The 22,880-nt window shown below is 57.7% G+C and carries 18 protein-coding genes and 1 pseudogene; 12 read left to right on the forward strand and 7 right to left on the reverse strand.

Translation table 11 applies throughout. From position 1 onward, the window contains the following. Window positions 1-197: 197 nt before the first annotated feature. Complete coding sequence (locus ACIQXM_RS01205) at window positions 198-1,019, reverse strand: response regulator transcription factor (RefSeq protein ID WP_400926397.1); 822 nt, start codon at window positions 1,017-1,019, stop codon at window positions 198-200. Window positions 1,020-1,136: 117 nt separating this feature from the next. Between ACIQXM_RS01205 and ACIQXM_RS01210 the strand changes: the two genes are divergently transcribed. From ACIQXM_RS01210 to ACIQXM_RS01230, 5 genes and pseudogenes are all read left to right on the forward strand, one after another. Further along, window positions 1,137-2,804, forward strand: a complete 1,668-nt coding sequence (locus tag ACIQXM_RS01210) for a sensor histidine kinase (protein ID WP_400926400.1) — start codon at window positions 1,137-1,139, stop codon at window positions 2,802-2,804. A gap of 510 nt (window positions 2,805-3,314) precedes the next feature. Next, the gene (locus ACIQXM_RS01215; protein WP_400926403.1) at window positions 3,315-4,364 is read left to right on the forward strand and encodes a glycosyltransferase family 4 protein; all 1,050 of its coding nucleotides are present in this window, start codon (window positions 3,315-3,317) and stop codon (window positions 4,362-4,364) included. Next, the gene (locus ACIQXM_RS01220) at window positions 4,348-5,622 is read left to right on the forward strand and encodes a lipopolysaccharide biosynthesis protein (RefSeq protein ID WP_400926406.1); all 1,275 of its coding nucleotides are present in this window, start codon (window positions 4,348-4,350) and stop codon (window positions 5,620-5,622) included. Before ACIQXM_RS01215 ends, ACIQXM_RS01220 begins: the two co-directional genes overlap by 17 nt. Then, window positions 5,619-6,476: an ATP-grasp fold amidoligase family protein gene (locus tag ACIQXM_RS01225; protein ID WP_400926409.1), complete on the forward strand. Its 858-nt coding sequence runs from the start codon at window positions 5,619-5,621 to the stop codon at window positions 6,474-6,476. Before ACIQXM_RS01220 ends, ACIQXM_RS01225 begins: the two co-directional genes overlap by 4 nt. Before the next feature lie 529 nt (window positions 6,477-7,005). Continuing rightward, window positions 7,006-7,365: pseudogene (locus tag ACIQXM_RS01230) on the forward strand (transposase); the annotation flags it as partial. Window positions 7,366-7,745: 380 nt separating this feature from the next. Here the strand turns inward: ACIQXM_RS01230 and ACIQXM_RS01235 are convergent. The 3 genes from ACIQXM_RS01235 to ACIQXM_RS01245 all read right to left on the reverse strand — a co-directional run bounded on the left by ACIQXM_RS01235 (window position 7,746) and on the right by ACIQXM_RS01245 (window position 10,336). Then, window positions 7,746-7,952: an SGNH hydrolase domain-containing protein gene (locus ACIQXM_RS01235; RefSeq protein ID WP_400927697.1), complete on the reverse strand. Its 207-nt coding sequence runs from the start codon at window positions 7,950-7,952 to the stop codon at window positions 7,746-7,748. Window positions 7,953-8,015: 63 nt separating this feature from the next. Then, a complete protein-coding gene (locus ACIQXM_RS01240) occupies window positions 8,016-9,296 on the reverse strand; it encodes a hypothetical protein (RefSeq protein ID WP_400926412.1) in 1,281 nt (426 codons plus the stop codon). 74 nt (window positions 9,297-9,370) lie between these two features. Beyond that, entirely contained in the window at window positions 9,371-10,336 is a 966-nt protein-coding gene (locus ACIQXM_RS01245) for a glycosyltransferase (protein WP_400926415.1), read from the reverse strand. Window positions 10,337-10,646: 310 nt separating this feature from the next. On the opposite strand from ACIQXM_RS01245, the gene ACIQXM_RS01250 reads away from it, so the two are divergent. The 6 genes from ACIQXM_RS01250 (at window position 10,647) to ACIQXM_RS01275 (ending at window position 18,245) form a co-directional block, all read left to right on the forward strand. After that, entirely contained in the window at window positions 10,647-12,131 is a 1,485-nt protein-coding gene (locus ACIQXM_RS01250; protein WP_400926418.1) for a polysaccharide biosynthesis tyrosine autokinase, read from the forward strand. 79 nt (window positions 12,132-12,210) lie between these two features. Beyond that, window positions 12,211-13,608, forward strand: a complete 1,398-nt coding sequence (locus ACIQXM_RS01255; protein ID WP_400927700.1) for a sugar transferase — start codon at window positions 12,211-12,213, stop codon at window positions 13,606-13,608. A 1-nt stretch (window position 13,609) separates the two neighbouring features. Then, window positions 13,610-15,517 carry a DUF4012 domain-containing protein gene (locus tag ACIQXM_RS01260; RefSeq protein WP_400926421.1) on the forward strand — a complete coding sequence of 636 codons (1,908 nt, stop codon included), beginning with the start codon at window positions 13,610-13,612 and terminating at the stop codon, window positions 15,515-15,517. 239 nt (window positions 15,518-15,756) lie between these two features. Further along, on the forward strand, window positions 15,757-16,356 hold the full coding sequence (locus tag ACIQXM_RS01265) for a peptidase (protein ID WP_400926424.1): 600 nt from the start codon (window positions 15,757-15,759) through the stop codon (window positions 16,354-16,356). A gap of 142 nt (window positions 16,357-16,498) precedes the next feature. Further along, a complete protein-coding gene (locus ACIQXM_RS01270; protein ID WP_400926427.1) occupies window positions 16,499-17,812 on the forward strand; it encodes a UDP-glucose dehydrogenase family protein in 1,314 nt (437 codons plus the stop codon). Between the two features lie 229 nt (window positions 17,813-18,041). Continuing rightward, window positions 18,042-18,245, forward strand: a complete 204-nt coding sequence (locus tag ACIQXM_RS01275; RefSeq protein WP_400926430.1) for a hypothetical protein — start codon at window positions 18,042-18,044, stop codon at window positions 18,243-18,245. 34 nt (window positions 18,246-18,279) lie between these two features. Here the strand turns inward: ACIQXM_RS01275 and ACIQXM_RS01280 are convergent, their stop codons facing one another. The 3 genes from ACIQXM_RS01280 to ACIQXM_RS01290 all read right to left on the reverse strand — a co-directional run bounded on the left by ACIQXM_RS01280 (window position 18,280) and on the right by ACIQXM_RS01290 (window position 20,335). Then, complete coding sequence (locus ACIQXM_RS01280) at window positions 18,280-18,417, reverse strand: hypothetical protein (protein ID WP_400926433.1); 138 nt, start codon at window positions 18,415-18,417, stop codon at window positions 18,280-18,282. 136 nt (window positions 18,418-18,553) lie between these two features. Beyond that, entirely contained in the window at window positions 18,554-19,018 is a 465-nt protein-coding gene (sufU, locus tag ACIQXM_RS01285) for a Fe-S cluster assembly sulfur transfer protein SufU (RefSeq protein ID WP_400926436.1), read from the reverse strand. Beyond that, window positions 19,019-20,335, reverse strand: coding sequence for a cysteine desulfurase (locus ACIQXM_RS01290; RefSeq protein ID WP_400926439.1), 1,317 nt, complete (start codon window positions 20,333-20,335; stop codon window positions 19,019-19,021). A gap of 293 nt (window positions 20,336-20,628) precedes the next feature. Between ACIQXM_RS01290 and ACIQXM_RS01295 the strand changes: the two genes are divergently transcribed. Further along, entirely contained in the window at window positions 20,629-22,878 is a 2,250-nt protein-coding gene (locus ACIQXM_RS01295) for a LamG-like jellyroll fold domain-containing protein (protein ID WP_400926442.1), read from the forward strand. Window positions 22,879-22,880 lie beyond the last annotated feature (2 nt).

Consider the following 22,880-nt stretch of genomic DNA (forward strand, 5'->3'; position numbering starts at 1 on the left):
GTTCTATGTATCAGTGATGCACGACTTCGAGCGTCGGCAGGAACAACGTAAAGCCGTTTTTCCTACCGACGCTCCAGCTTGACAGATTTAACCGGTATCTCGCCTTTGGGAATATGTAGCCACCGACCTCGGAGACGAAGGCATGCCGCCCAAAGGTACTGTGAGAAATGGCAGCCAGCGCGCATTCCTAAGGTCGATTAGCGGGACGGAGCGAGCCGGTAGCCGACGCCGCGGACTGTTTCCAGCCAGCGCGGTGAGCGGGAGTCGTCGCCGAGCTTGCGCCGGACGTTGCCGATGTGGACTTCAACCGTGCGTTCGTCGGCCTCGCTGATGAACCCGCCGGCGTCGTACTCGTCGCCGCGCAACCGGCGCACCAGGTCGGTTTTGGTGCGCACCCGGCGGCCGCTTTCCAGCACGGCGTACAGCAGTTCAAATTCGGTGCGGGTCAAATCCACCGGCGCACCGTCCACCTCGGTGGTCCGGGTGCCGAAGTCCAGGCTCAGGCCGTTGTGCAGGAAATGACCGGACTCTTTGCCGCCCGCTTCAGCGGGAGCGGCAGCCGCAGCGGCCGGCATCGCGGGCTGCGCGGGGGCATCTGCTGCCTCCGGGACTGCGGGAGCGGGCGCAGCAGCGGCGGTTTCCTCACTCGAGCGGGGGCGGCGCAGCATCGCGGAGATGCGGGCCCGCAGTTCGCGCGGGCGGAAGGGCTTGGTGATGTAGTCATCGGCCCCGGCTTCCAGGCCCATTAGGGTGTCCAGCTCCTCGGCGCGGGCCGTGAGCATCACAATGTAGGCGTCGGAGAACAGGCGCAGCTGACGGATCACTTCAAAACCGTCAATATCCGGCAGACCCAGATCCAGGGTCACCACCGTGGGGTTGTGCGTCCGGACCGCGTCCACACCCTCGGTGCCGTTGGGTGCGGTGAAAACGATAAATCCGGACTGCTGCAATACCGCGTTTAGCAGATCGCGGATGTCCTTGTCGTCCTCAATGATGACTGCAACGCGCTGTGTTTCCATATGCTGCTGAATTTCCGTCCTGCGAGACCTTCTGATAACCCGCTCCCCTTACCAGAGATACTACAGGCTCCCCCTATAATCACAGCTACAGCCATGAGGATTCCGGGGGTCCAATTTTTGTCCAGTTTTGAGCGCCGCGCTCTGGCACTGGTGGGAATTTCGAACGAATTCCATGCATTGTCGCTGCGCCTCCGGGTGGCCGCCAGCCAGCTGCCGCTGGTGCTGTCCGTGTTGGTTACCCTGTTCCTTGTCGCCGCGGTCAGTCCGGCGGCTTTTTCCGAAGATGCCTTTCAGCTCGGATTGCTGCTGCTCGCCGTCACCACCGCGGCAGCCTTCGCCGTACCCTGGGACCGGTTGTTTGTACCGGCTTACTGGGTGATTCCGCTGGTGGATTTCTCCGCCATCGGCTTCCTCTACACCGGTGGGCGGAACACTGTTACAGGCCTCACCCTCCTGTGCGTCTTTCCGGTCTTCTGGCTGGCATGGTCCGGGGTAGCCACCCATCTTGGCGCCTTGCTGAGTTTTGCCGGCACGCTCCTGGTCGTATGGACGCCGGCCATCAGCAGCGGCGTGGAGTCCGTCAGGGATTTGGCCAGTCCGTTGTTGATTCCGTTCATCATGCTGGCAATCTTCAACACCGTGACGATTGTGGAAAGAGACACCACCTCCCAGCACAAGCGCCTCCTGGAGGCTGAGAAGGGTCTTCAGGACAGCCTGCAGGAAAGCCGGATGCGTACCCAGCTGCTCAACGGCGTCCTGGAGACTGTCGACGTCGGCGTGACCGCATTGGCTGCCGACGGCCGGATCCTTTTGATGAACAGCCGCCAGAGAACCAATTACGCCTTAGCCGGGCTGGCTGGAACTGCCGACTCCGACGACCCAGACGACCGCGCTCTGCTTTTCGGCCTGGATCAGGTAACGCCGTTGACCCTGGCGCAGCGTCCCACCCAACGGGCGATGCGGGAAGAGTCCTTCTCCGACGTGATCATCTGGGTAGGAACAGGAAAGGACCAACGGGCACTGGCTGTCTGCGCGCGGGCGCTGCGCGACAACGACACGTTTGCCGGCACGGTTTTGGCCTACAGCGACGTCACCGACGTGGTCAACGCGCTGAACGCCAAGGAAGACTTTGTCTCCAGCGTCTCGCATGAGCTCCGCACGCCCCTAACTTCAATCATCGGTTACCTTGATCTGGCGGTCGACGACGCCGAGGAACAGAATCTGCAGGGCCCCGTCCGGACCGGACTGCTCGTGGCGCAGCGCAATGCCGAGCGGTTGCTCACCCTTGTCTCGGACCTGCTGACCACGGCCTCGGGAGTGATGAACCTGAGGAAATCCAATGAAGACCTGGCGGAGCTCGTCCGGACTGCTGTGGATTCAGCCGACCCGAGGGCCGAAGCCGCCGACATTCAGCTGAGCAGTGAGATCCCCGGCGCCCTGCCGGTGCGGGTGGATTCCGGACGGATCCTGCAGGTGCTGGACAACCTGCTCTCCAATGCCATCAAGTACTCCCCCGACGGCGGTGCAGTCACCGTACGGGCCTGGGCGGAGCCGGACTCGGTGGTTTTGGAAGTCACCGATGACGGCATGGGTATGAGTCCTGAAGATCAGCTGGAGGTGTTCACCAAGTTCTTCCGGACCGGGCAGGTGAAGAAGGCTGCCATTCCCGGCGTGGGCCTCGGCCTGGTCATCACCAAGTCCATTGTGGAGGCCCACGGCGGGCGGATCACGTTCGAGTCGGAGCTTCATGCCGGCACAACGTTCCGAGTGGAGTTACTTGGCTAAACCGCCCTCCTTGACACGCCAATTGCAAAGCCGCAGATCGGCTCTTCGTGGAGAGTGCAAACGAAGACTCCTGAACCGAACAACGCGAGCATGTCCACCACCTCGCATACAAGTTCAACCGCCGGATCATACAGTGCAATACACATTGATTCTTGCTGCCCCACTGGGACCCGCACACTCCGGCCTCCGGTTGCTAGCGCCAAAGTCAAGATGCTGCTCTAAGGCATCATTCGACCCACTGTAAAAGATTACTGACCACGAAGTACAAGCCGGTTCCCCCTAACCAAAAGTTTACCCAGTGTATAACACAGTATTAGACGCCCAGCTCTCTTGATCGCATTATTTGGCGCATACAAGGATAAGCTCTAAACTATTTTTGGGCATGCTCGAATCCGGTCATGGCCTACTGACCAATACATGCATCAGTAACGGTGACGAGCAGCGACGACTGATGGACAGCTTCTTTCTGAAATCTTCCTGGGCGAACCACAGCTGTCAGAGTGAGGAAAATTGAAAGTTCTCGTTATTGGCGATCCGCCAGGCACACCGGGTGGCATAGCACAAGTAATGACTTTGCTTGACTCATGGTGTGATGCCCAACATGAAATCAAAGTCAACTTTCTGAACCCACTTGGAAAAAAAGACCCTTCCGGAACGCCAAGCTTGCGAAGCTTCTTCGGTGCACTCGTCCATATGGGACGGTCCGAAATCGTCCACTTTAATACCGCATCAAACGGAAGCACCTACCGCAACATTATCTTTAGCCTCGTCTCACGAACACTCCGGATTCCATACATTATCCACTTGCACGGCGGGGGCTATGCTGGGTTCCTACAGAGCCTCCATCCTTGGCAATTACGCTTGGTTCTGTCCTATTTCCAGCACGCTGAAACGGTCATTGCACTAACACCGGGCTGGAGCAAATTTATCTCGAACCAGTTGAAAGTTAGCACCGCTAAAATAACCGTGATCCCTAACGGAACAGCAGATCCAGGAGAACCCCTGGCTAGGACTGCCCAGAAGTCTCAGACCCCCACATTTGTTTATGCAGGCCGGCTCACCAAGGCCAAGGGCGTGCCCGAGCTCATTAGAGCCTTCCGTGCGCTACCTATGGAGCTGAACGCCAAATTAATACTGATTGGGAGCGAAATCGATTCATTAGTATCTAATGAACTCAACAAAGGCTCTGAAAATATAAGTCAGCTTGGTTGGCGCGAAAATACGGAGACACTCGCTAAAATGGCTGCAGCGTGGGCGGTAGTCCTCCCGTCACACTTTGAAAACATGCCTCTAACCGTCCTGGAGTCCATGTCAGTCTCCACTGCGGTTATAGCAACACGCGTTGGAGGAATACCAGAAGTAGTTCGAGATAACCTAGATGGGATCCTTATTCCACCCGGTGATACGGACGCACTAATGCGCAGCATGACAGAACTTTGCAACTTCAAACAGGCAGTGGAATATGGGTCTCGTGGTCGCGTCCAGTGGCTGCAGAAGTACACAAGCGAACGTATGAGCGCATCCATAGTAGATCAGTGGAGTCATGCGAAGAAAAAATAGTCAATTCTCGCGAAGCTTTAGCGTACTATTGATTCGTGTCGGTGGCGCTGCGCTCCAGCTTATCCTCGTGGCACTTGCTGTGGCTCTTTTCCCCGTTCACGATGTCGGGCAAAACGCCATTCTCTGGAGTGCAGCTATTATGGCACGCGTCGGTGGAACGCTAGGTCTTGATCTTTATATTCTGCGTGAACTTCCATCTCTTTGGGAAGACTCACAAGCAGAATTTGGACTGCGTAGTAAGGGAATCCTCCAAAGCCTCCTCTGGGTTTTGATTCCCGTAACAATATTGCTGTTCGCCGGCGGAATATGGCTCGATTCAATTGGATCTCTCGACATTCAGATGGCTTATGCAATTCCACTAGTCGTCTTCGCATCGGCACTACAACGACTCTGGTCATGTCAGCTTCGCGCTCGTGGCCAACTGATGCTTGGCCAAACCCTCGATGCCATAGTTCTTCCCTCAGCCGCAATAGGCTTTCTCATTGCAAGCCACACTTGGGCTCCTCATCTGTTTATTGCGGGCCAGTGCGCCTCAATTGTGCTCTTATCCGCCGTGATGTCTGCGCTCCTTCGGTCAGACTTTCGCCAGAAAGGGAAACAAAAAAGGCTGACCCGTCGAGACTGGAAGCAGGTTGTACCTTTAGGTGCTGGATCAGGGCTGAGCGTACTTTCTTCACGTGCGCCAATCATGTTCGTCGGAGCTGCCTCTATCACGCAAGCCGCATCCTATGAAATCGGTCAGAGAATTCATTCTGCGGCGACATTAGCGTCTGCTTCAGCGACAGCGGTTCTATTTCCCCGAGTCAAAGGACACATAAAACGAGGTGATACGCGCCAGCTCCTCCGGGAACTGGTTTCTGCCGTTTTCCTTGGAGTTATTCCTGCGCTTTTTATACTCATTGGACTCCTTCTGGCTGGGCCCGAACGAACACAGCTATTGATGGGTCCGGAATACGCTGGTGCGTGGGCGACTGCAATAGTCCTCGCCGCTGCAGCGTGCGTTAACTCTGTAACCGGACTATGCCACGGGGTTCTGGCGATGGCAGGCTCCGGACAGGCATTCTGGATCATTGCCGCTGTCCAAGCTTCGATCACACTGGTCTATGGAGTCTTCTACTTCGATGGAGTGTCGGTTCATATGGCCACGTTTGCCCTAATAATGGAGATCGGACGAGGAATCGTACTTTTGGTACTAACTCGTCGACTGTTGAAGAGTATTAGTATGCCGATGCACGATATGGAGACAGAAAAACTATGATTAAGCACCTTGCCCGTCAGGCGTTTTACCAACCTCTGAGGTTTCTTCCACTCTCAGCTCGCCGAAAAATGATCTATTTGCGCGCGTACAAGCGCCTGCCCAACCTTAGGTCACCATCGCTTTTTTCTGAGAAGATTAACTGGCGCATCCTCAACGACCGTCGCGAGTCGATTGCTTTTACTTGCGATAAAGTTAAGATGAAAGAGTATGCAGCATCGAAGGCGAGTGCCGTTTTGGTACCAAAGACCATCTGGCATGGGCGTAATCTCGACGAGCTTGCAACCCTAGACATTAACGTTCCCTGGATTCTGAAGCCGAACCATAGTAGCGGTCAGGTAATTCTGGGGGGTTACTCGGCGATTGACGTCGACACGCTGAAAGCAAAGACTAGGACCTGGTTGAAGGACTTCAATTTCAGCGTCCTGGGCGAGTGGGCATATAGCCGGGCCGCAAAAGAATATGTACTCGAGGAGATGATCGGTGATGGACGATCCCCTCTTCCTGATTATAAGTTTTACGTGTTTGATGGCAAGGTGCGTCTAATACACGTGGATATCAACCGTTTTGGGAGCCCGACTCGCAGAATGTACACACCGGAATGGGACGCACTTGCTTATCACAACAGCATTCCCCTGGGGCCGGCAGAGGAACGCCCCGACAATCTGGACGAAATGTTAGAAATAGCTTCTATTATTGGGGAGGGCTATGACTTTATGCGTGTAGATCTATACAGGAACAACGGGAAAATTTGGTTTGGCGAGATGACTCCCTATCCTGCTGGGGGTGCAAAGCCCTACCGGCCTAAGGATCTCGATCAGATTCTGGGTGGGTATTGGGAGCTTCCGTCGTTGTAGATGCCACGAATACGGATCAGTTCTATTGCGTCCGTTACCACGGCTGTCATCGGACAGACCCCTCTCATGGTGAAGATCGCCGAAATTCGTTGACTGTTATAAGGGCGAGCAATCCGATTCATCCCACCTAAACGCTGTCCGTCGAGGCTGGCGGCGACGAACCGGCATTTAGACGCTGGGTCGTCCCCGTCAACTCATGGGGTGTAGCAACTGCCAACGCATTGGGCGCGCGAACTCAGCACCCAACCTAGATTCATGCCAAAAAGAGCCCATCGGAGGCACCCCTTCCCAACGGAGAAGGGAAGATTAATTCCAGGGTGCCAATGACTCTACAGTGGCTCTTACGGAGTGCCGCTTTTTGACGATGAGAGCGATTCTGCCCCGTGCCACAAAGGGGTCTTAGACAACAAGCTGGTCATGTCCAAACGGTACCTCGTACGGAGTCATGCTGGCTGGGCTCCCAGATAGAAGTCCACCGTTTATGCGAGTTTCGTGTCTGAGAATGCACACAAGAAGAATTTCACGAATCATGGCACGCAAACACACCCCCGAGCAGGTCATCGCCAAAGTCCGGCAGGGCAAGAAAACGCTGAATAACGGATACCCGCTCATCGAAGTCCTTACGCAACTCCAGGCACCGAAGCGACCCGGTACTCGTGGCTGAACCAGTATCTTTCGAGAAGAACGCCGATGGGGCCAAGCGGACAAAAGAGCTGGAAATAAGAATGCCCGGCTCAAGGGGCTGCTGGCAGAGAAGGAACTCGTCATTGACATCCTCAACGAGGTGGATAAGGATAAATTCTGAGCCCCGAACCCCACCGCCGTGCCGTAACTCATGGGGGCGGAGAAGTCCCGGGCTTCCGAACGACTCGCTTGCAAAAGCCTGAGCTAGAACCGATCGGCGTTCCGCAAGGTCACCCCGGTTTTTCAATGATACCGACGTATACACCCGTACCGCCCCGGCGATAATGCCGCAGATCGTTTAACGCCATGGATATGGTTAAGGTGCTGGACGGCATCATCGCTGAGACTTCTGATTGCGGGTGTCAAGGATTCTAGGTCCGCAACACCACGACGGCCACGGCCGACACAGCTGTGTCTCGGAGCTGTTCCGTTCATTGCCTGCTTCTCTGGTCGCACAAAGAAACAGCCGGGATGACGCTTATCCGAGCGTCGAGTTGACTTTTCTCCCGCACGACCAAACTCCCCAGGTCCCTTGCGCGTTCGACAACGGTGAAGATATGTATAAGAGACCGGTTGCTGGCGAAGTTATGTTCCCACTTGCCCCAGAAGCTTCTCACCTATTACTGGAGCCAGCTTGGCGGAATACTCCGGGGTCATGTGGGCGCCATCCACGAAGATTGGGGCGGTACCAGCATAGGCAGGGCAAAGCCTATTAGTAGTGCAGAACCAGGGAGCAGTAGGCACGAAGCGAACGCCCGGAACTTCGGCGGCCGCTGCTTCTTCTGAAGACACAGTGGCAAAAAACAAAAGTGTTACGCCACCACAAATTCAGACTTCCGTAACGGCAGAATGCCATTACCTCTTGAGAACATTGCCGCGGCAAGGAACCTCTAGTGAGCTGGCGCCCGGGCGCAAACTTTCTTGCCCAAACTGGCCGGCCCGCATCGGCGGTGCGTCCCTATTAGGCAGCCGGAGCGATGCTGAGTAAATCGCGAGGCCCCATACCATAGCCACAGTAGGACGGTCCAGCAGGGCATTGCTTAGGGTCATCCCGGCCACGATAGCAATAAGTGCAGCACGGCCCTTGTTTGAGATGTTCATGTATAGATAAATCAGATACATTGCCAACGCTAATATGCCTATGAGGCCAAATTCCATCAACACAGTCATTACATCCGAATGTGCCCCCTTCTCACTCCACCACCACAAAGACGTAGTCCTGAAGTCGCTGTAGGGCCCTCCCCCCAACAGCTTGGCTATCAAATCGCTGTTAATGAATATGTCGATACGTTCTATCCAGGAGTCCAGACGCCCGGATCCAAGCGAACCGATACCTAGCGACGCCACGTCTCCGCCAGCAACCTGGGTACTGTCGCGCCACGCTGCACCGATTGGGATCACGACTGCGGCCACTGCCCCCGTCCATTTAAAGCTCAAGTTATAGTGGTCGAACGCCACAGCAGCAAGAAACATCACTAGCATCAGCAAAGCAGTAGTTACTCCGTAGCCGGCACAAAGCACAGTTCCAATCATGCAAAGTGGTGCCCTCGCCAGGAGGGGCCACGGCGAACACCACAGAATAATGACCAGCGCCACCATAGTGATGGATGAACTATGCACTGCCGTTTCGCCACCAAAAAATGGGGCGAACCGGGCTACTCCGGAATAGGTAAGCGGCCCTGATGTTACGGCGACCACCACCGCATAAAGGAGAAGGACTGTCGCGCCTAAACTTAGAAAACGACGATGATCGCCCACCCGAGCAAATGCAAAAGCTCCTAGTGCTGCCAAGGAAATACAATATCGAGACAGGGGGCCGAAGTTTGCGGGATTATCTCCAGTAGAAGCGAGAATTAGGGTAATTATTACGAACGTACCAATAAGCGCTATTAACCTCGCGCCGAACCTCAAATTAAACACTATGGAAAAATATGTGAACACAAAGAACAGGGAGGAAACACCGATGGACAACAAACTAGCCACTGAGGAGAGATTATTATAGGCTATAATGTAGCAACATTGAACAACCCACAATAATACCAGCGCGAGAGTGGTAATCGAATCGGGGGCGTGTGTTTCTTTTACCGCAGGTGCCAGTTCCACCCTTTGCTTGTCAAAACTTTGCAGGTCATCCACTCTTTCTAGTATTTATCCAAGGATTGATACGGCAGGGTACTTCCCAATGTGGCATTCCAACTGAAGTTTTCTGACTAGTTCGTTGCCTGTAAGTCATATTCTTTTGTGGGCAATCCTAGCACTGGCTTTGAAACCATCGCGCTTCCCAGAACTCCAGGGTTCACGTTGGCAAGCTCCAGCTCGTAGCCTAAGCCCCTACGCGTAAGTTCCCTTGTTATTTGCTCTTGGTGGTCGTCGACATGTTCCCCATAGGCCTTATGCCGCGTCACTAGTACCGGCGTTTTACCCAAGTCCATAATTCTAAGCGCTGAACCAACACCGGCATGAGTTATGACCACATCAGAAGTTTCAACATGGAAGTCGAATTCCGCAGCATCCATCATTTCTGTGGAATACCCTGTGATATCGGTCCGGGAGGTTGCCCCCAGCTGCCACACAATTTCATGGGCGCCAAAATTGGCCAAGATTGCGTCAATAGCACGGTCGAATCTATAGGGCTTAATGGTACCGAGCGTGACAAATATTTTGAGCCTGTCTTTTTGGCTTTTATTCTCCGGAACTAGGTAGTATTCATCTAACACTGACGGGCCCAGTCGCCATCGATTGTTTGCCCAACCGGAATGCTGTGTGTAGAGCTGCGTCCCAGGAATTTTGGCTACAATTTTTCCGGTGAGGGAGGGCCCATCAAAACGCGAAACGCTTTCAAGATAATATCTCGATATTCCCGTCGTCGCGGCCGCAAGAAATACAGGAACAGCAATGGCGGCACCCGTACTGAATACGAGATCATATGGCTGCCGCCGCAGTTCTTTCCTGATCTGTTTGAAAGTTCTTCCTGCAGTCCGCCAATCACGCGATGCTATGTATGGCAGATACATAACATGCTTTTCATCCTTCAACAACGATTTTGATTGTGCATTCTCAAAAGTAATCCAGAGCGGGTCGTCAGCGATATCGAGATGCGGGAGCAAGCGATGCAACTGGGCCAGATGCCCTCCAGTTGACGCGGCAAGCACGGCTCGCGCTCTTTTGTTCTTCACGACGCTTGTCCCCTATCCTATCTTCCTTCGTTACAGCTCGCTAACTATAGGCGAGAACCTGTACATGCACAAAAGGGAAGTCTCATAGGCGCAGATCCTGATACGGACGGAGCGGTCTGATGCAATCCCAGAAGGGTGCTTGCCAGTAAGGGCGTGCGCTTCTTCCTAGATCTGCGCCGCTTCATACCAAGCTTCAGCGATTAGGCTGGATCAGCCAACTGGCCTAATCTTGCTTTGTTGCTAGGTCAAAACGATGATGTTCCAGAGGGCGTCCGCTCACCCCGCCTAGCCTTTGAAAGGTAAAAGGAACTTGGAAATACGCGAATACCTCAGAATTTTGCGGCGAAATTGGCTGTTGACCGTAGGATGCGTTCTGATCGCAGTACTCACAGCTGCACTGGTATCGCTGATCGCCAAACCTACGTACACCGCTACTACTCAGCTGTTCGTTTCAATACAGAACTCGGGCAGCGTCAGTGAGTTACAGCAAGGAAACACCTTTACCCAGGCACGCGTGCAGTCGTATGTCAAGACAGCAAAGACGCCGGCCGTATTACAGCCCGTCATCGACGAACTAGGACTGGATGTCAGCCCAGCTGGCTTAGCCGAAAAAGTACAAGCCTCTGCGGACCTGAATACCGTTCTCATTACTGTTACAGCGTCGGCTGCGTCACCTGTCGACGCTGCTTCCCTTGCCCAAGCCACTGGGGACAGTTTGGTGCGTGTTGTAGGAGATCTGGAGGGAACATCCCAAGGCGGCGCCTCGCCTGTGAAGCTTTCTGTTATCACGCCTGCAATAGCGCCGTCAGAACCAGCCAGTCCAAATGTCAAACTAAACCTTGCCGCTGGAGTCTTTGTTGGTTTGATTCTCGGATTAGCATTGACGCTTTTGCGGTCCATTCTGGACCAGCGAGTTAGAAATGAATCTGACCTGCGTAAGGTTACCGATGCACCTTTGCTAGGAGGGATTTCCTACGACAAAGACGCCGAAACGAAACCGCTGCTGACTCAGGTTGCTGCGCAAAGTCCCCGTGCAGAATCATTTCGTCAGATCCGGACTAACCTCCAATTTGCCCAAGTCAACAGAAAGTCTAATTCTGTCTTGGTCACGTCGTCCTTACCTGCTGAGGGGAAGAGTACAACCGCGACGAACCTAGCCATTGCACTCGCCCAAGCGGGGCAGTCCGTGGTCTTAGTCGATGCGGATTTGCGAAGGCCGCGGGTCGACGACTACTTGGGCCTCGAAAGAGCTGCGGGACTGACTACTGCCCTTATAGGCCAGGCTTCCGTCGATGACCTGCTGCAGCCGTGGGGCGACAACGGCCTTCAGGTGCTCACATCTGGCCAAGTGCCTCCGAACCCGAGTGAGCTTTTGGGTTCCACCGCCATGAAGGACCTACTCACACACCTTGAATCCGTTTTCGATGTAGTCGTTATAGATGCATCCCCTTTGTTGCCGGTGACGGACTCCGCGGTTTTAGCGCAGCAGGTTGGGGGCGTAGTCGTGGTAGTTGGCTCCAACAAACTCAAGACGACAGAGCTCACGAGATCTCTAGCCGCACTGAAGCTTGTCGATGCTGAAATATTGGGAGTTGTCTTTAACCTTATCCCCACGAAGGGTCCAGATTCCTACGGCTACAGCTACTATTCTTATGCATCGCCCGAGCCGACAGAACCCTCAACTCATCCCCTCTCACGCAGAGCAAAAAAAATCGGGACTAGTGGAGGAACAGAACGCACCCTAACATCTGGTGCGATGTCATCACACCCAAATTTGTCAACCAATGGTCACTGATGTGCCGGACACCCATTCGGAAACTGAAATAGCGCTTTCAAACAGTCGTCGGGACTGGAGACAGCGATATAAAAATCGAATGGCAGTTGTGGACGCTCTTGTCGTCATATGGGCTACTTCGGGGGCGCTCATATTTCGCTTTGGCTCCGCAGATAGTTCAAGTCTTCTAAGTGTGGACGGAAAGCCTTATGTGGCAATTTCCGTATTCCTAGCAGCAGCCTGGTGGGCAATGCTAGGAATATGGGGAAGCCGTGACCCGAAGGTAATGGGGTATGGAACAGAAGAGTTCAAACGTCTGCTGAGTGCTTCCATCTGGCTCTTCGGGCTTGTTGGGTTAATTTCTTACAGCTTCCAGTTTGACACCGCAAGGGGATACATAGGTGTAGCGCTCCCAGCAGGTGTCATAGGGCTGATAGCGGCTCGAGCTTTAGTCAGGCGTCTTCTTAGGATTGAAAGAAGACGGGGTCTAAGTACAGCGACGGTCATGGTCATTGGAGGGGTAACCAGCGTTGAGCACCTAGTGCGTTCCCTTAAGAGTCAGCCAATGGCCGGCTACCTTCCAATAGCAACGTATCTCCCTCATGCCGCGCCGGGAACGACCATTGACCCAAAGCTTGGCTTACCCAATTTGGGCTATGAGGCATCGACCGGAGAATTGATACGCACCATTCGAAATGCTGCCCCCGATGCCGTTGCGTTTTCTTCAGGAGTTCCGCTCCCGCCACGAACAATCCGTGAATTAGGGTGGGCGCTCACCGATTTGGACATTCGCATGATCATGGCACCCGCGCTTACGGACGTGGCTGGTCCTAGGATTCATACACAGCCCTTAGCGGGTTTACCCCTGATCCATGTATCCACACCAAATCTCAGTGGATGGAAACGCCTAGCTAAACGGACATTTGATCTCGTGGGTGCTTCGTTGTTGATTTGCCTGAGCTCACCTTTTCTTTTGATGACGGCCATACTGATCCGTTTGGATAGTTCCGGGCCCGTTCTCTTTCGGCAGAAACGTGTCGGTACTTCAGGCAAGCATTTTGAAATGCTTAAATTCCGCTCGATGGTTATTGATGCCGAAGAGCAACTGGTGGAGTTGCAACGTCTGAGCGAAGGCAACGGCGTCATGTTCAAGATGAAGTCTGATCCGCGTGTGACACGCGTTGGTAAGTTCATTCGCAGATACAGCATCGACGAGCTCCCACAGCTCTTCAATGTACTGGGCGGCACCATGAGCCTCATTGGTCCACGTCCTCCACTCCCCTCCGAAGTAGAAACCTACGAAACATACATGCTCCGAAGGTTGCTGGTCCGACCAGGCTTAACGGGCCTTTGGCAAGTGAGTGGGAGGTCACTGCTCTCTTGGGAAGACACTATTCGCCTTGACCTCTACTACGTAGAGAACTGGTCTCTAGCCGGTGACATTGCCATTCTCCTGAAGACGTTCAGGGCCGTTGTTTCGCGCCATGGAGCCTTCTAGCATGACACCGTTTCCCAAGTCTATGTTTCACCGCCGAGCCACCGATGATGGCATGCCGGTTTCCAGACACAATGATCGGCGACCAAACGACCCAGCATCCAGGGAGCGAACGAAACGCATCAAAGTTCGATTTGGATTAGCAGCATTAGTGATGGTGCTACTAGCAGGCTGCACGGGTGGGCTACTTGCGTATCAGGCATTAGCCGTGCGCGGTCAGCTCGAAGGAGCCGTTGATCTTGTTCCTTTGCTACGCACACAGCTGTCTGATGGAAATCAGAAACAGGTGGAACATACTTTTGATGCGATTAGCTCTCAGACGGCGGCTGCAAGGGAGACAACCGATGGGCCCTTGTGGACGATTGCAGCTTCGGTTCCATTTGTTGGAGCCAACTTCAGCGCCCTAAGAGAAATCGCCGTATCTGCAGACGATCTAACAACGAAAGCGGGCACTCCGCTGCTGAGTGTCTACGGATCATTGGAACTACAAATGCTTTCGCCTAAGAACGGGCAAGTAGACATCTCTCAACTGCAGGATGTGGCGCCAAGCATCATTGGCGCCGCCGAAACAGTGAGACTCTCTCACGATCGCTTGGCATCCATTGACCTGGCTACCCTTGTTCCGCAGTTAGCAGGCCCCGTGCGTTCTGCAACTGACATGCTCGGTGAGCTTAACAGCCTTATGAATACAGCTTCTTCGATCTTTCAACTCCTTCCGGCCATGCTCGGAGCAGAGGATTCACGAGATTATTTAGTGCTGGTGCAAAATAGCTCTGAGACTAGAGCTACAGGAGGCATCCCAGGAGCCTTAGCCGTACTACACACCGATGACGGGCACATCAGCCTCGGCGAACAAACCAGTGCCGTCGCCTTAGGAGCCTTCCGCCCCGCAATAGACGTGGACTCCGAACAAGTCTCCCTGTATACGCGTCGCCTCGGAACCCAGATGCAGAACGTGAACCTGACTCCGGATTTCCCCACCGCAGCCCAAACAGCAAAAGAGATGTGGGAACAACGCCACTCTGGCCAGAAAATCGACGGCGTGCTCGCTTTGGATACCGTGGTGCTGAGCCACCTTTTGGAGGCCACTGGACCGCTGGATTTGACCGACCCTCAGGTACTGGATGCGATTCGTGATACGGACCTACCCTTGTCTCTCACAAAAGACAACGTCGTCCCCACGCTCCTGTCAAAGGTCTACAAAGACATAGAGAACCCCGAAGCGCAGGATGCCTATTTCGCCACCGTGGCCAGCCGGGTTTTCTCTGCCTTCACGGAAGGCCAAGGAAACGGGGCTCAACTGATTAAGGCCCTGGGTGCGAGCACTGCAGAAAATCGCCTATTCTTATGGTCCAGCCATCCCGCAGAAGAAAAGATCATCGCTTCGACTCCCGTTCACGGCTCAGTTGCAGGCCCGGACGGCGGAGGAGCTGCCTTTGGCGTGTACTTCAATGACGGCACCGGGGCCAAAATGGACTACTACGTAACGCGCAGCGTTCAGCTCATCCAGTCCTGTCCCGTGGGCGATTACGGGCAATACACCGTCCGTATCACCGTATCCAACAACGCTCCAGCAGATGCTGCCTCTAGCCTGCCCGCCTACGTTACAGGGAACGGCGCTTATGGCATCGAGCCTGGGCGAATCCGCACCAACTACGTTGTTTACGGACCTTCGCAGGCGTTCGTTGAGACGGCAACCGTTGACAGCCAGCCCGTACCAGTGAGTTCAGGCAAGCACAGACAGAGACCAGTCGGAACGGTGGCACTTGAATTGGGGCCGGGGGAAACGGCAACAATCGACGTAGCCTTCTCCAAGGTGGTGCAGAATTCCGAGCCACATCTGCGGATAACACCTACTGTTCAATCACTCGAGGAAGTCGTCCTCCCGCTTGAGCGGGAAGGCTGCGACTGATTTTTGGGTGTACATTTAGCCACATACCACAATACGCTTGGAACTCGCCAAAGTTCCTGTTACCGTAAAGAGCGTTTCCACTAGAGATTAATAGTCTTGAACCGCGTTCGGTGGTGCTGGGGCGAGCCCCGGGCGGACTTTGGATTTAGATTTTCGGTTGGTTTTCATGAGTTGTTGGTGGGGACCGGGCCAATCAGTACCTACAGACAGTCTTTTATCAATTGCATGGGGAGTCTCATATGAAAAAAACCGCATCCGCTTTGGTCCTCGCAGGATCACTCGCCTTCTTCGGTGCCGGCGCCGCTAATGCCGTTGAGAACTACCCGGCACCGACTCCCGGCGGCGTCAGTGACGCAACTGTTGCACCTGGCGCCACCGTCACCTTCAGCGGAACCGGCTTTACCCCCGGCGAAGCAGTCCGCGTAGACGTCGATTACTCGAACACACCGGTTGTTGTTCCGGGGACCGGTGTAAACGGCGTGATCATCCTGGCCGAACTGGTCAGCACCTTCACCACTAATGCCGATGCTCAGGGTGGATTCAGCACCCCCATCACGCTGAACGAGGCCGGCACATACACGTTGACTGCCACCGGCTTGGAGTCGGGCAAGGTAGTCACCGCTGTTGTTTCCGTTGATCCGGCCTTCACAGAAACCGCCGGCAACGGCGGCTCCGGCAGCGGAGCCAGCAACGGCAGTGGGGCTGGCAGCAACGCTGATGAGGCCGGACTTGCCAACACTGGCGCTGACTCGGCCATGCTGCTGTGGGGCGCTGCAGGCATCGTGGCCGTTGGTGCCGGCGTTGCCTCGGTGGCAGTTGCACGCCGTAAGAACGCATAACTCAGCATTTGATGTAGTACCCGGGAGGGCGGAAACCGATCGGTTTCTGCCCTCCCGGCTTTTTTCTTAGTGCTTGGCGACATTATGGTCTCACCCCTAAGTCACCGCACATCCATCTTTTTTTGAACTATTTAGGGGAACCGTGCGTATATCTGTCATCGGCTGCGGCTATCTGGGAGCCGTGCACGCAGCGTCCATGGCAAAGCTCGGACACGACGTTGTGGGCATAGACGTTGACCAAGCAAAAATCAATGACCTGACTTCCGGCCGTGCACCGTTTTTTGAGCCGGGTCTTCCGGAACTGCTCACGGAATCGATTGGCTCTGGACGTCTTTCTTTCAGCACGGACATGGCTGACGCGGCAGGTGCCGATGTCCACTTTGTTTGCGTGGGAACACCTCAGCGCAAGGGCGAATATGCTGCAGACCTCCGCTTTGTGGATGGCGCCTTCTCTTCGCTGGCCCCCTATCTGAAGCCCGGAAATGTAGTGGTGGGAAAGTCCACAGTTCCCGTGGGAACTGCAGCCCGCCTCGCAGAGGACCTACAGGCCTCGGCACCGGAAGCAATCCTGGTATGGAACCCGGAATTTCTCCGGGAAGGCCACGCTGTGCAGGACACCCTGGCACCAGACCGCTTTGTCTACGGCGTTCCTAACGGTGTAGCGGGTACGGCCGCCGTCGCTGCACTCGATGAGGTCTACACAACTCCCCTATCCACCGGCACCCCGCGTCTGGTGATGGACTACGCCACCGCTGAACTGGTCAAGACCGCAGCCAACTCCTTCCTGGCCACCAAGATCAGCTTCATCAACGCGATGGCAGAAGTGTGCGACGCCGCCGGAGCAGACGTCACAGCCCTGGCCGATGCCATCGGCATGGACGACCGGATTGGCCGTAAGTTCCTGAACGCCGGCGTCGGCTTCGGCGGAGGCTGCCTCCCTAAGGACATCCGCGCCTTCATGGCACGCGCGGGAGAACTTGGCGCAGACCAGGCATTGACCTTCCTGCGGGAAGTGGACACGATCAACATGCGCCGCCGCACGCGCGTGGTGGAAATGACCCGCGACATCTGCGGAGGCTCGTTGATGGGCAAGCGCATCACCATTCTGGGAGCGGCGTTCAAGCCCGACAGCGACGACGTCCGGGACTCCCCCGCGCTCAGCGCCGCGGCTCAGATGCAGCTGCAGGGCGCCACCGTCACGGTGACCGACCCCGAAGCACTGTCCAACGCCAAGGGCCGTTTCCCGGAACTCGGCTACGAGCCCGTCACCGAAAACGCCATCGAACGCGCCCACGCACTGGTGCTCCTAACCGAGTGGAAGGAATACCGTGCACTGGATCCGCATACCGTCGGCGCTCTGGTCACGGAAAAGAACATCATTGACGGACGTAATGTCTTGGATTCTGCAGCTTGGCGCCAAGCCGGCTGGAATTTCAAGGGCATGGGACGACCGTAACTACGCCTCAAGTAGCATGGCTTATACGGTGTGCTGCAGGACCAATTACAGGGCTTGCAGCACACCGGCGTTTAACCCTATCCGCAGCGCTCAAGCCCTGCTACGATCAATCTGCTCACCGTTCCTACGCGAACCGGTTAGAGCCAATGGTCTCATTTGCATTACTAGATTCCTGGGGGAATTCTTGCTTTCAGCAGCCTTTATATCTGCACTTCCACTTTCTGGCGTCGTGGCCAGCACCGGCATGATTATCTGGGCCATCATCGGGCTCGCGGGCATGCTTAGCGGTGTTTTGACCGTCGGGGCAGCCCGTCGCCGAAGCCGTCCGGCCGAGCTGAAGGGCACTGCTGCACCCGCGGACAGGGCGCCGCAGGCTACTCCGGCGGCTGAGGCCGAACCGGTTCCGCAGGAGAGCCTGACTCAGGCCGCATAGCCAGCTCTTGCGACCGGCATCGGAAGACCAGCGCTCACTGCATCAACACTGCCGCAACCACACTTGCTGTCACCATCGTCAGCAGTGCCAGTCCGGCGTAGCTGATCCACTCACGGCGGCTGCGGCGATAGTGCTTCCGGCGCCATTCTCTGGTGGGCTCAGCTGTGTCCATGCGTTCGAACATACGGACATATCGTCAGCATGCAGAACGGTAGTTAATACTCGCTTACCGCAATGACCTACGTACCCGGCATGGGCACGCTGCACCAACCCTCCCGCCCGCCATCGTCGGCCGCCACACGAACGCCTCAGTTCGCCGCCAGCAGCGCTTCCTCCAGCGCAACCCACGCGAGCATGGCGCACTTGACCCGCGCCGGGTAACGGGAAACCCCGGAGAACGCCGCAGCATCTCCGAGCACCTCTTCATCCGCCTCCACCGTGCCGCGGGAGCGCATCACCTCGCGGAAGTTCTCCACCAGGTCCATCACTTCATCGCGGGACAATCCAGCGGCCAGATCGGTGAGGACCGAGGCCGAGGCCATCGAGATGGAACAGCCCTGGCCTTCCCAGCTGATGCCTTCCACCGAGGGCGCGCCCGCTGCGGATCCGTCCAGCACCGCGCGCAGCGTGATCTCGTCGCCGCAGGTGGGGTTCAGTTGATGGCTCTCCCCCGCCTTCGCCCCCGCCGGTGCCTCCACCAGGCCGGCGCCGTGCCGGGCCTTGGCGTGGTCCAGGATGATCTGCTGGTACAGCTGTTGCAGCTCGGCGCTCATTTACTTCACTCCAAAGAAGGGACGGACGCCGGCCACCGCGTTCAGGAACGCGTCGACGTCGTCGGTGGTGTTGTACAGGTAGGTGCTGGCACGGGTGGTGGACACCAGGCCCAGCCGGCGGTGCAGCGGCTGCGCGCAGTGGTGTCCCACGCGCACGGCGATGCCCTGGTCATCCAAGAACTGGCCCACGTCGTGGGAGTGGACGCCGTCGACGTCGAACGCCGCCAGCCCGATCCGTTCCACGCTGGAGCGCGGGCCGAGCACGCGGATGCCCTCGATCGCTTCCAGGCCGGACACCAGGCGCTGGCCGAGCGTGGCTTCCCACGCGTGGATGCGGCCCATACCGGTTTCCTGCAGGTAATCCACGGCGGTACCCAGCGCCATGGCCTGGGAAATGCGCTGCGTTCCGGCCTCAAAGCGCTGCGGGGCCGGCAGGTACTCGGCCTTCTCCATGGTCACCGTGGTGATCATGGAGCCGCCGGTGAGGAAGGTCGGCATGGCGTTGAGCAGCTCCGCCTTGCCGTACAGCGCGCCGATGCCGGTGGGGCCCAGCATCTTGTGCCCGGAGAACGCGGCAAAGTCCACGTCCAGCGCCTTCACATCGACCGGCAGGTGCGGCACGGACTGGCAGGCATCGAGCACGACGAGCGCCCCCGCGTTGTGTGCCAGGCTCACCAGGGTTTCCACCGGGTTAATGGTGCCGAGCACGTTGGAGGCGTGGGTGAACGCCACGATCTTGGTGCGCCCGGTGATCAGCCGCTCGGCCGCCTCCAGCCGCAGCCCGCCGTCGTCGTCCACCGGAATAAACTTCAGCGTGGCGCCGGTGCGGGCGGCCAGCTCCTGCCAGGGAATCAGGTTGGCGTGGTGCTCCATTTCAGTGACCACAATATCGTCCCCCTCGCCCAGCGCGAAGCGGCGGGCGGCCTCTCCCCCGCGGCCGGCGGCGGCGTTGGAGAAGGCGTAGGCCACCAGGTTCAAGGCCTCGGTGGCGTTGGAGGTCCAGACAATCTCATTGGGCCGGGCATGGATGAACGCGGCCACCTTTGCGCGGGCGTCCTCATACACGTCGGTGGCGGCGACGGCGAGGGTGTGCGCGCCGCGGTGCACGGCTGAATTGCGCTGTTCATAGAATTCCTGCTCCGCCTCGATGACGCTGAGCGGATTCTGCGAGGTGGCGCCGGAGTCCAGGTACACCAGGGGATGGCCGTTGACCTGCTGGTGCAGGATCGGGAAGTCATTGCGGATGCGCAGGACCTCGGCATTGTCCATCAGCCCGGCGGCGGGCTGGAGGGTCTCGGGGGTGGAAACCACAGGCACGGGGAAACTCCTTGGCTAGCGAGGGCGGGTGCGCAGGGCGATGGACACCATTACGCAACACAAGTCTGCGCTAATCATCCCACTGTGCGGCCGCGAGCGCACCTGAGCCGGACCTTAGCTGGGGGCACGGGTACCCCGCAGGCAAGGTGCGGGCGCATTTAGCGTGGCGCGCCTGGGAACACAGGTACCGCGTACTCGTGCCGCCCTACCGCTGCCGGGAGTAGCTTCCCTTAGTGGGTGAGGGATTGCGCCCGCGGAGTGCCGCTGGGGCACTAGAGGCAGGGGTTTTGACCATGAACAAAAAACTGACGGCCGTACTGGGCGGGATTGCTCTCGCCGTTTCAACCATGATCGGAGCCGCCCCGCCGGCGTCCGCTTTGTCCCCCGGAGTGGACTTTGCCGCGAACAACCTGCCCACCTGGCAGACCAACGGCATTGTCTGGACCATGGCCGAATCCAACGGGGTGGTCTATGCAGGCGGCACCTTCACCGCCATCCGCCCGCCCGGAGTTTCCGCCGGCGGCGCAGGAACCCAAAGCGCCGTGAACTTTGCCGCCTTTGACGCCTACACCGGCAACCCGATTCCGTGCTCCCTGTCGGTCACCGGCAGCGGTGCCACGGTGCGGGCCATGGACGTCTCCCCCGACGGTCGCACCCTGTACATCGGCGGCAGCTTCAGCAACGTCAACGGAGTCAGCACCAGCCGCATTGCCGCCATCAATCTGCCCTCCTGCACCGTGAACACCAACTTCCGGCCGCCGGGGCTCTCCGCCACGGTCCGCGCCATCGAAGCCACGAACACTGCCGTCTACCTCGGCGGGGACTTCAAGACCGCGGAAAGCGCCACCCGCAACGGCCTGGCCGCCGTGTCCCCCGGCACCGGCGCCCTGTTGCCTTGGGCGCCGGTGGCGGACCAGCCCGTGCGGGCGCTGCACGCACCGGCGGGGCGCGGCACCGTCATTGCCGGCGGTGACTTCCTGACCATGAACGGTGCCGATTCCAAGGCACTGGCGGTGCTGGACAGCACCACGGGTGCCAATGTGCGCACCTACCCCAACTTCTTCATTCCCAAAACCTCCAGCGTCAAGTCCATCGACTCCGACGCCACCGGCTTCTACATCGGCAACGAGGGCACCGGCGGCGGCGTCTTTGACGGCCGCGCCCGGCTGGACCTGACCACCTACAACCAGGTGTGGCGCGATACCTGCCTGGGCGCCACCCAGGCCGTGTCCGTCTACGGCAAAACCCTCTACGCCGCGCACCACGCGCACGACTGCTCCAGCATGGACGCCTTCACCGACGGCGTGCGGATCCACCTCAGCGCCCAGAACGTGGACAAGCCCTCCCCCATGATGCAGTGGAACCCCATCACCAACGACGGCCAGGGCGAAGGCCTGGGCCCGCGGGCACTGGCCCACACCACCGCCGGCGGCGGCAGGGACGTCCTCTGGACCGGCGGGGAATTCACCACCGTCAACGGTTCCGCGCAGCAAAGCCTGACCCGGTTCGGTCCCGGTCCGGGAACCGCAGGTCCCGGCACGCCCCAGTTTGTGAGCGGCGAGTCCCGTGCCTCCGGGCAGAACACCGTCCGTTGGCAGGCCACCTCGGATCCGGACGATTCGAACCTTACCTACAGCATTTACCGGAACGGGTCCGCCACTGCGCTGGGCACGGTTGCGGCGTCCTCACTCTGGTGGGACCTGCCGCAGGTGTCTTTCACGGATACGACGGCGGTGCCCGGCACCGTGTACACCTACCGGGTCCGCGCCACCGATCCCAGCGGGCTCACCGGTGCACTCTCCGCGCAGGTGCAGCTCACCACCGCCTCCTCGGCGGCCGCCTATCCCGCCCTGGTGCGGGCCGACGGCGCCAGCACCTACTGGCGGCTGGGCGACGGCTTCAATGCCGCCGCGGATTCCTCCGCAGGAAACCTGATGGGGCTGCCCTTCGGCGGACCGGGAATTGCCGGAGCAGCCGGAGCCCTGGCCGGAGACAGCAACCGGGCCACCACCTTTGACGGCACGGATGACCTGATCTACGCACCCCAGCGGATCAACGCGCCGTCGGTTTACAGTGCTGAGGCCTGGTTCCGCACCGACACGGTGCAGGGCGGCAAGATCTTTGGCTTCGGCAACGGGCAGCCCCGGCGCAACGGAACCTACGCGGGCTACAGCACCGCGTACGACCGGCATGTCTACATGACCGACGCCGGGAGACTGGTGTTCGGCGTGTGGACGGGGTCCCGGGTGACGGTCACCTCGCCTGCCAGTTACAACGACAACGCCTGGCACCACGTGGTAGCCACGCAGGGCCCGCGCGGCATGGTGCTGTATGTGGACGGCGTGGAGGTTGCCTCCAACACGGTTTCCGCGAATACCGTCAGCCTGGGCTCCTGGCGGATTGGCGGGGACTCGATCCCGTCCACCTGGCCGAGCGCTCCGACAAGCCGCCACTTCAAGGGTGCCATTGACGAGTTTGCCGTCTATCCCACGGCGCTCACGGCTGCGCAGGCGGCGGCGCACAACCAGCAGGGGCGCCGGTAAGT

The sequence above is a fragment of the Arthrobacter sp. NPDC097144 genome (assembly GCF_044762205.1).
Classification (GTDB): domain Bacteria; phylum Actinomycetota; class Actinomycetes; order Actinomycetales; family Micrococcaceae; genus Arthrobacter_B.

Coding starts and splice junctions, on each gene's coding strand:
- ACIQXM_RS01205 (WP_400926397.1), bottom strand. CDS start 1,019: ATGGAAACACAGCGCGTTGCAGTCATCATTGAGGACGACAAGGACATC.
- ACIQXM_RS01220 (WP_400926406.1), top strand. CDS start 4,348: ATGCGAAGAAAAAATAGTCAATTCTCGCGAAGCTTTAGCGTACTATTG.
- ACIQXM_RS01225 (WP_400926409.1), top strand. CDS start 5,619: ATGATTAAGCACCTTGCCCGTCAGGCGTTTTACCAACCTCTGAGGTTT.
- ACIQXM_RS01255 (WP_400927700.1), top strand. CDS start 12,211: ATGGCAGTTGTGGACGCTCTTGTCGTCATATGGGCTACTTCGGGGGCG.
- ACIQXM_RS01260 (WP_400926421.1), top strand. CDS start 13,610: ATGACACCGTTTCCCAAGTCTATGTTTCACCGCCGAGCCACCGATGAT.
- ACIQXM_RS01265 (WP_400926424.1), top strand. CDS start 15,757: ATGAAAAAAACCGCATCCGCTTTGGTCCTCGCAGGATCACTCGCCTTC.
- ACIQXM_RS01280 (WP_400926433.1), bottom strand. CDS start 18,417: ATGGACACAGCTGAGCCCACCAGAGAATGGCGCCGGAAGCACTATCGC.
- sufU (WP_400926436.1), bottom strand. CDS start 19,018: ATGAGCGCCGAGCTGCAACAGCTGTACCAGCAGATCATCCTGGACCAC.
- ACIQXM_RS01295 (WP_400926442.1), top strand. CDS start 20,629: ATGAACAAAAAACTGACGGCCGTACTGGGCGGGATTGCTCTCGCCGTT.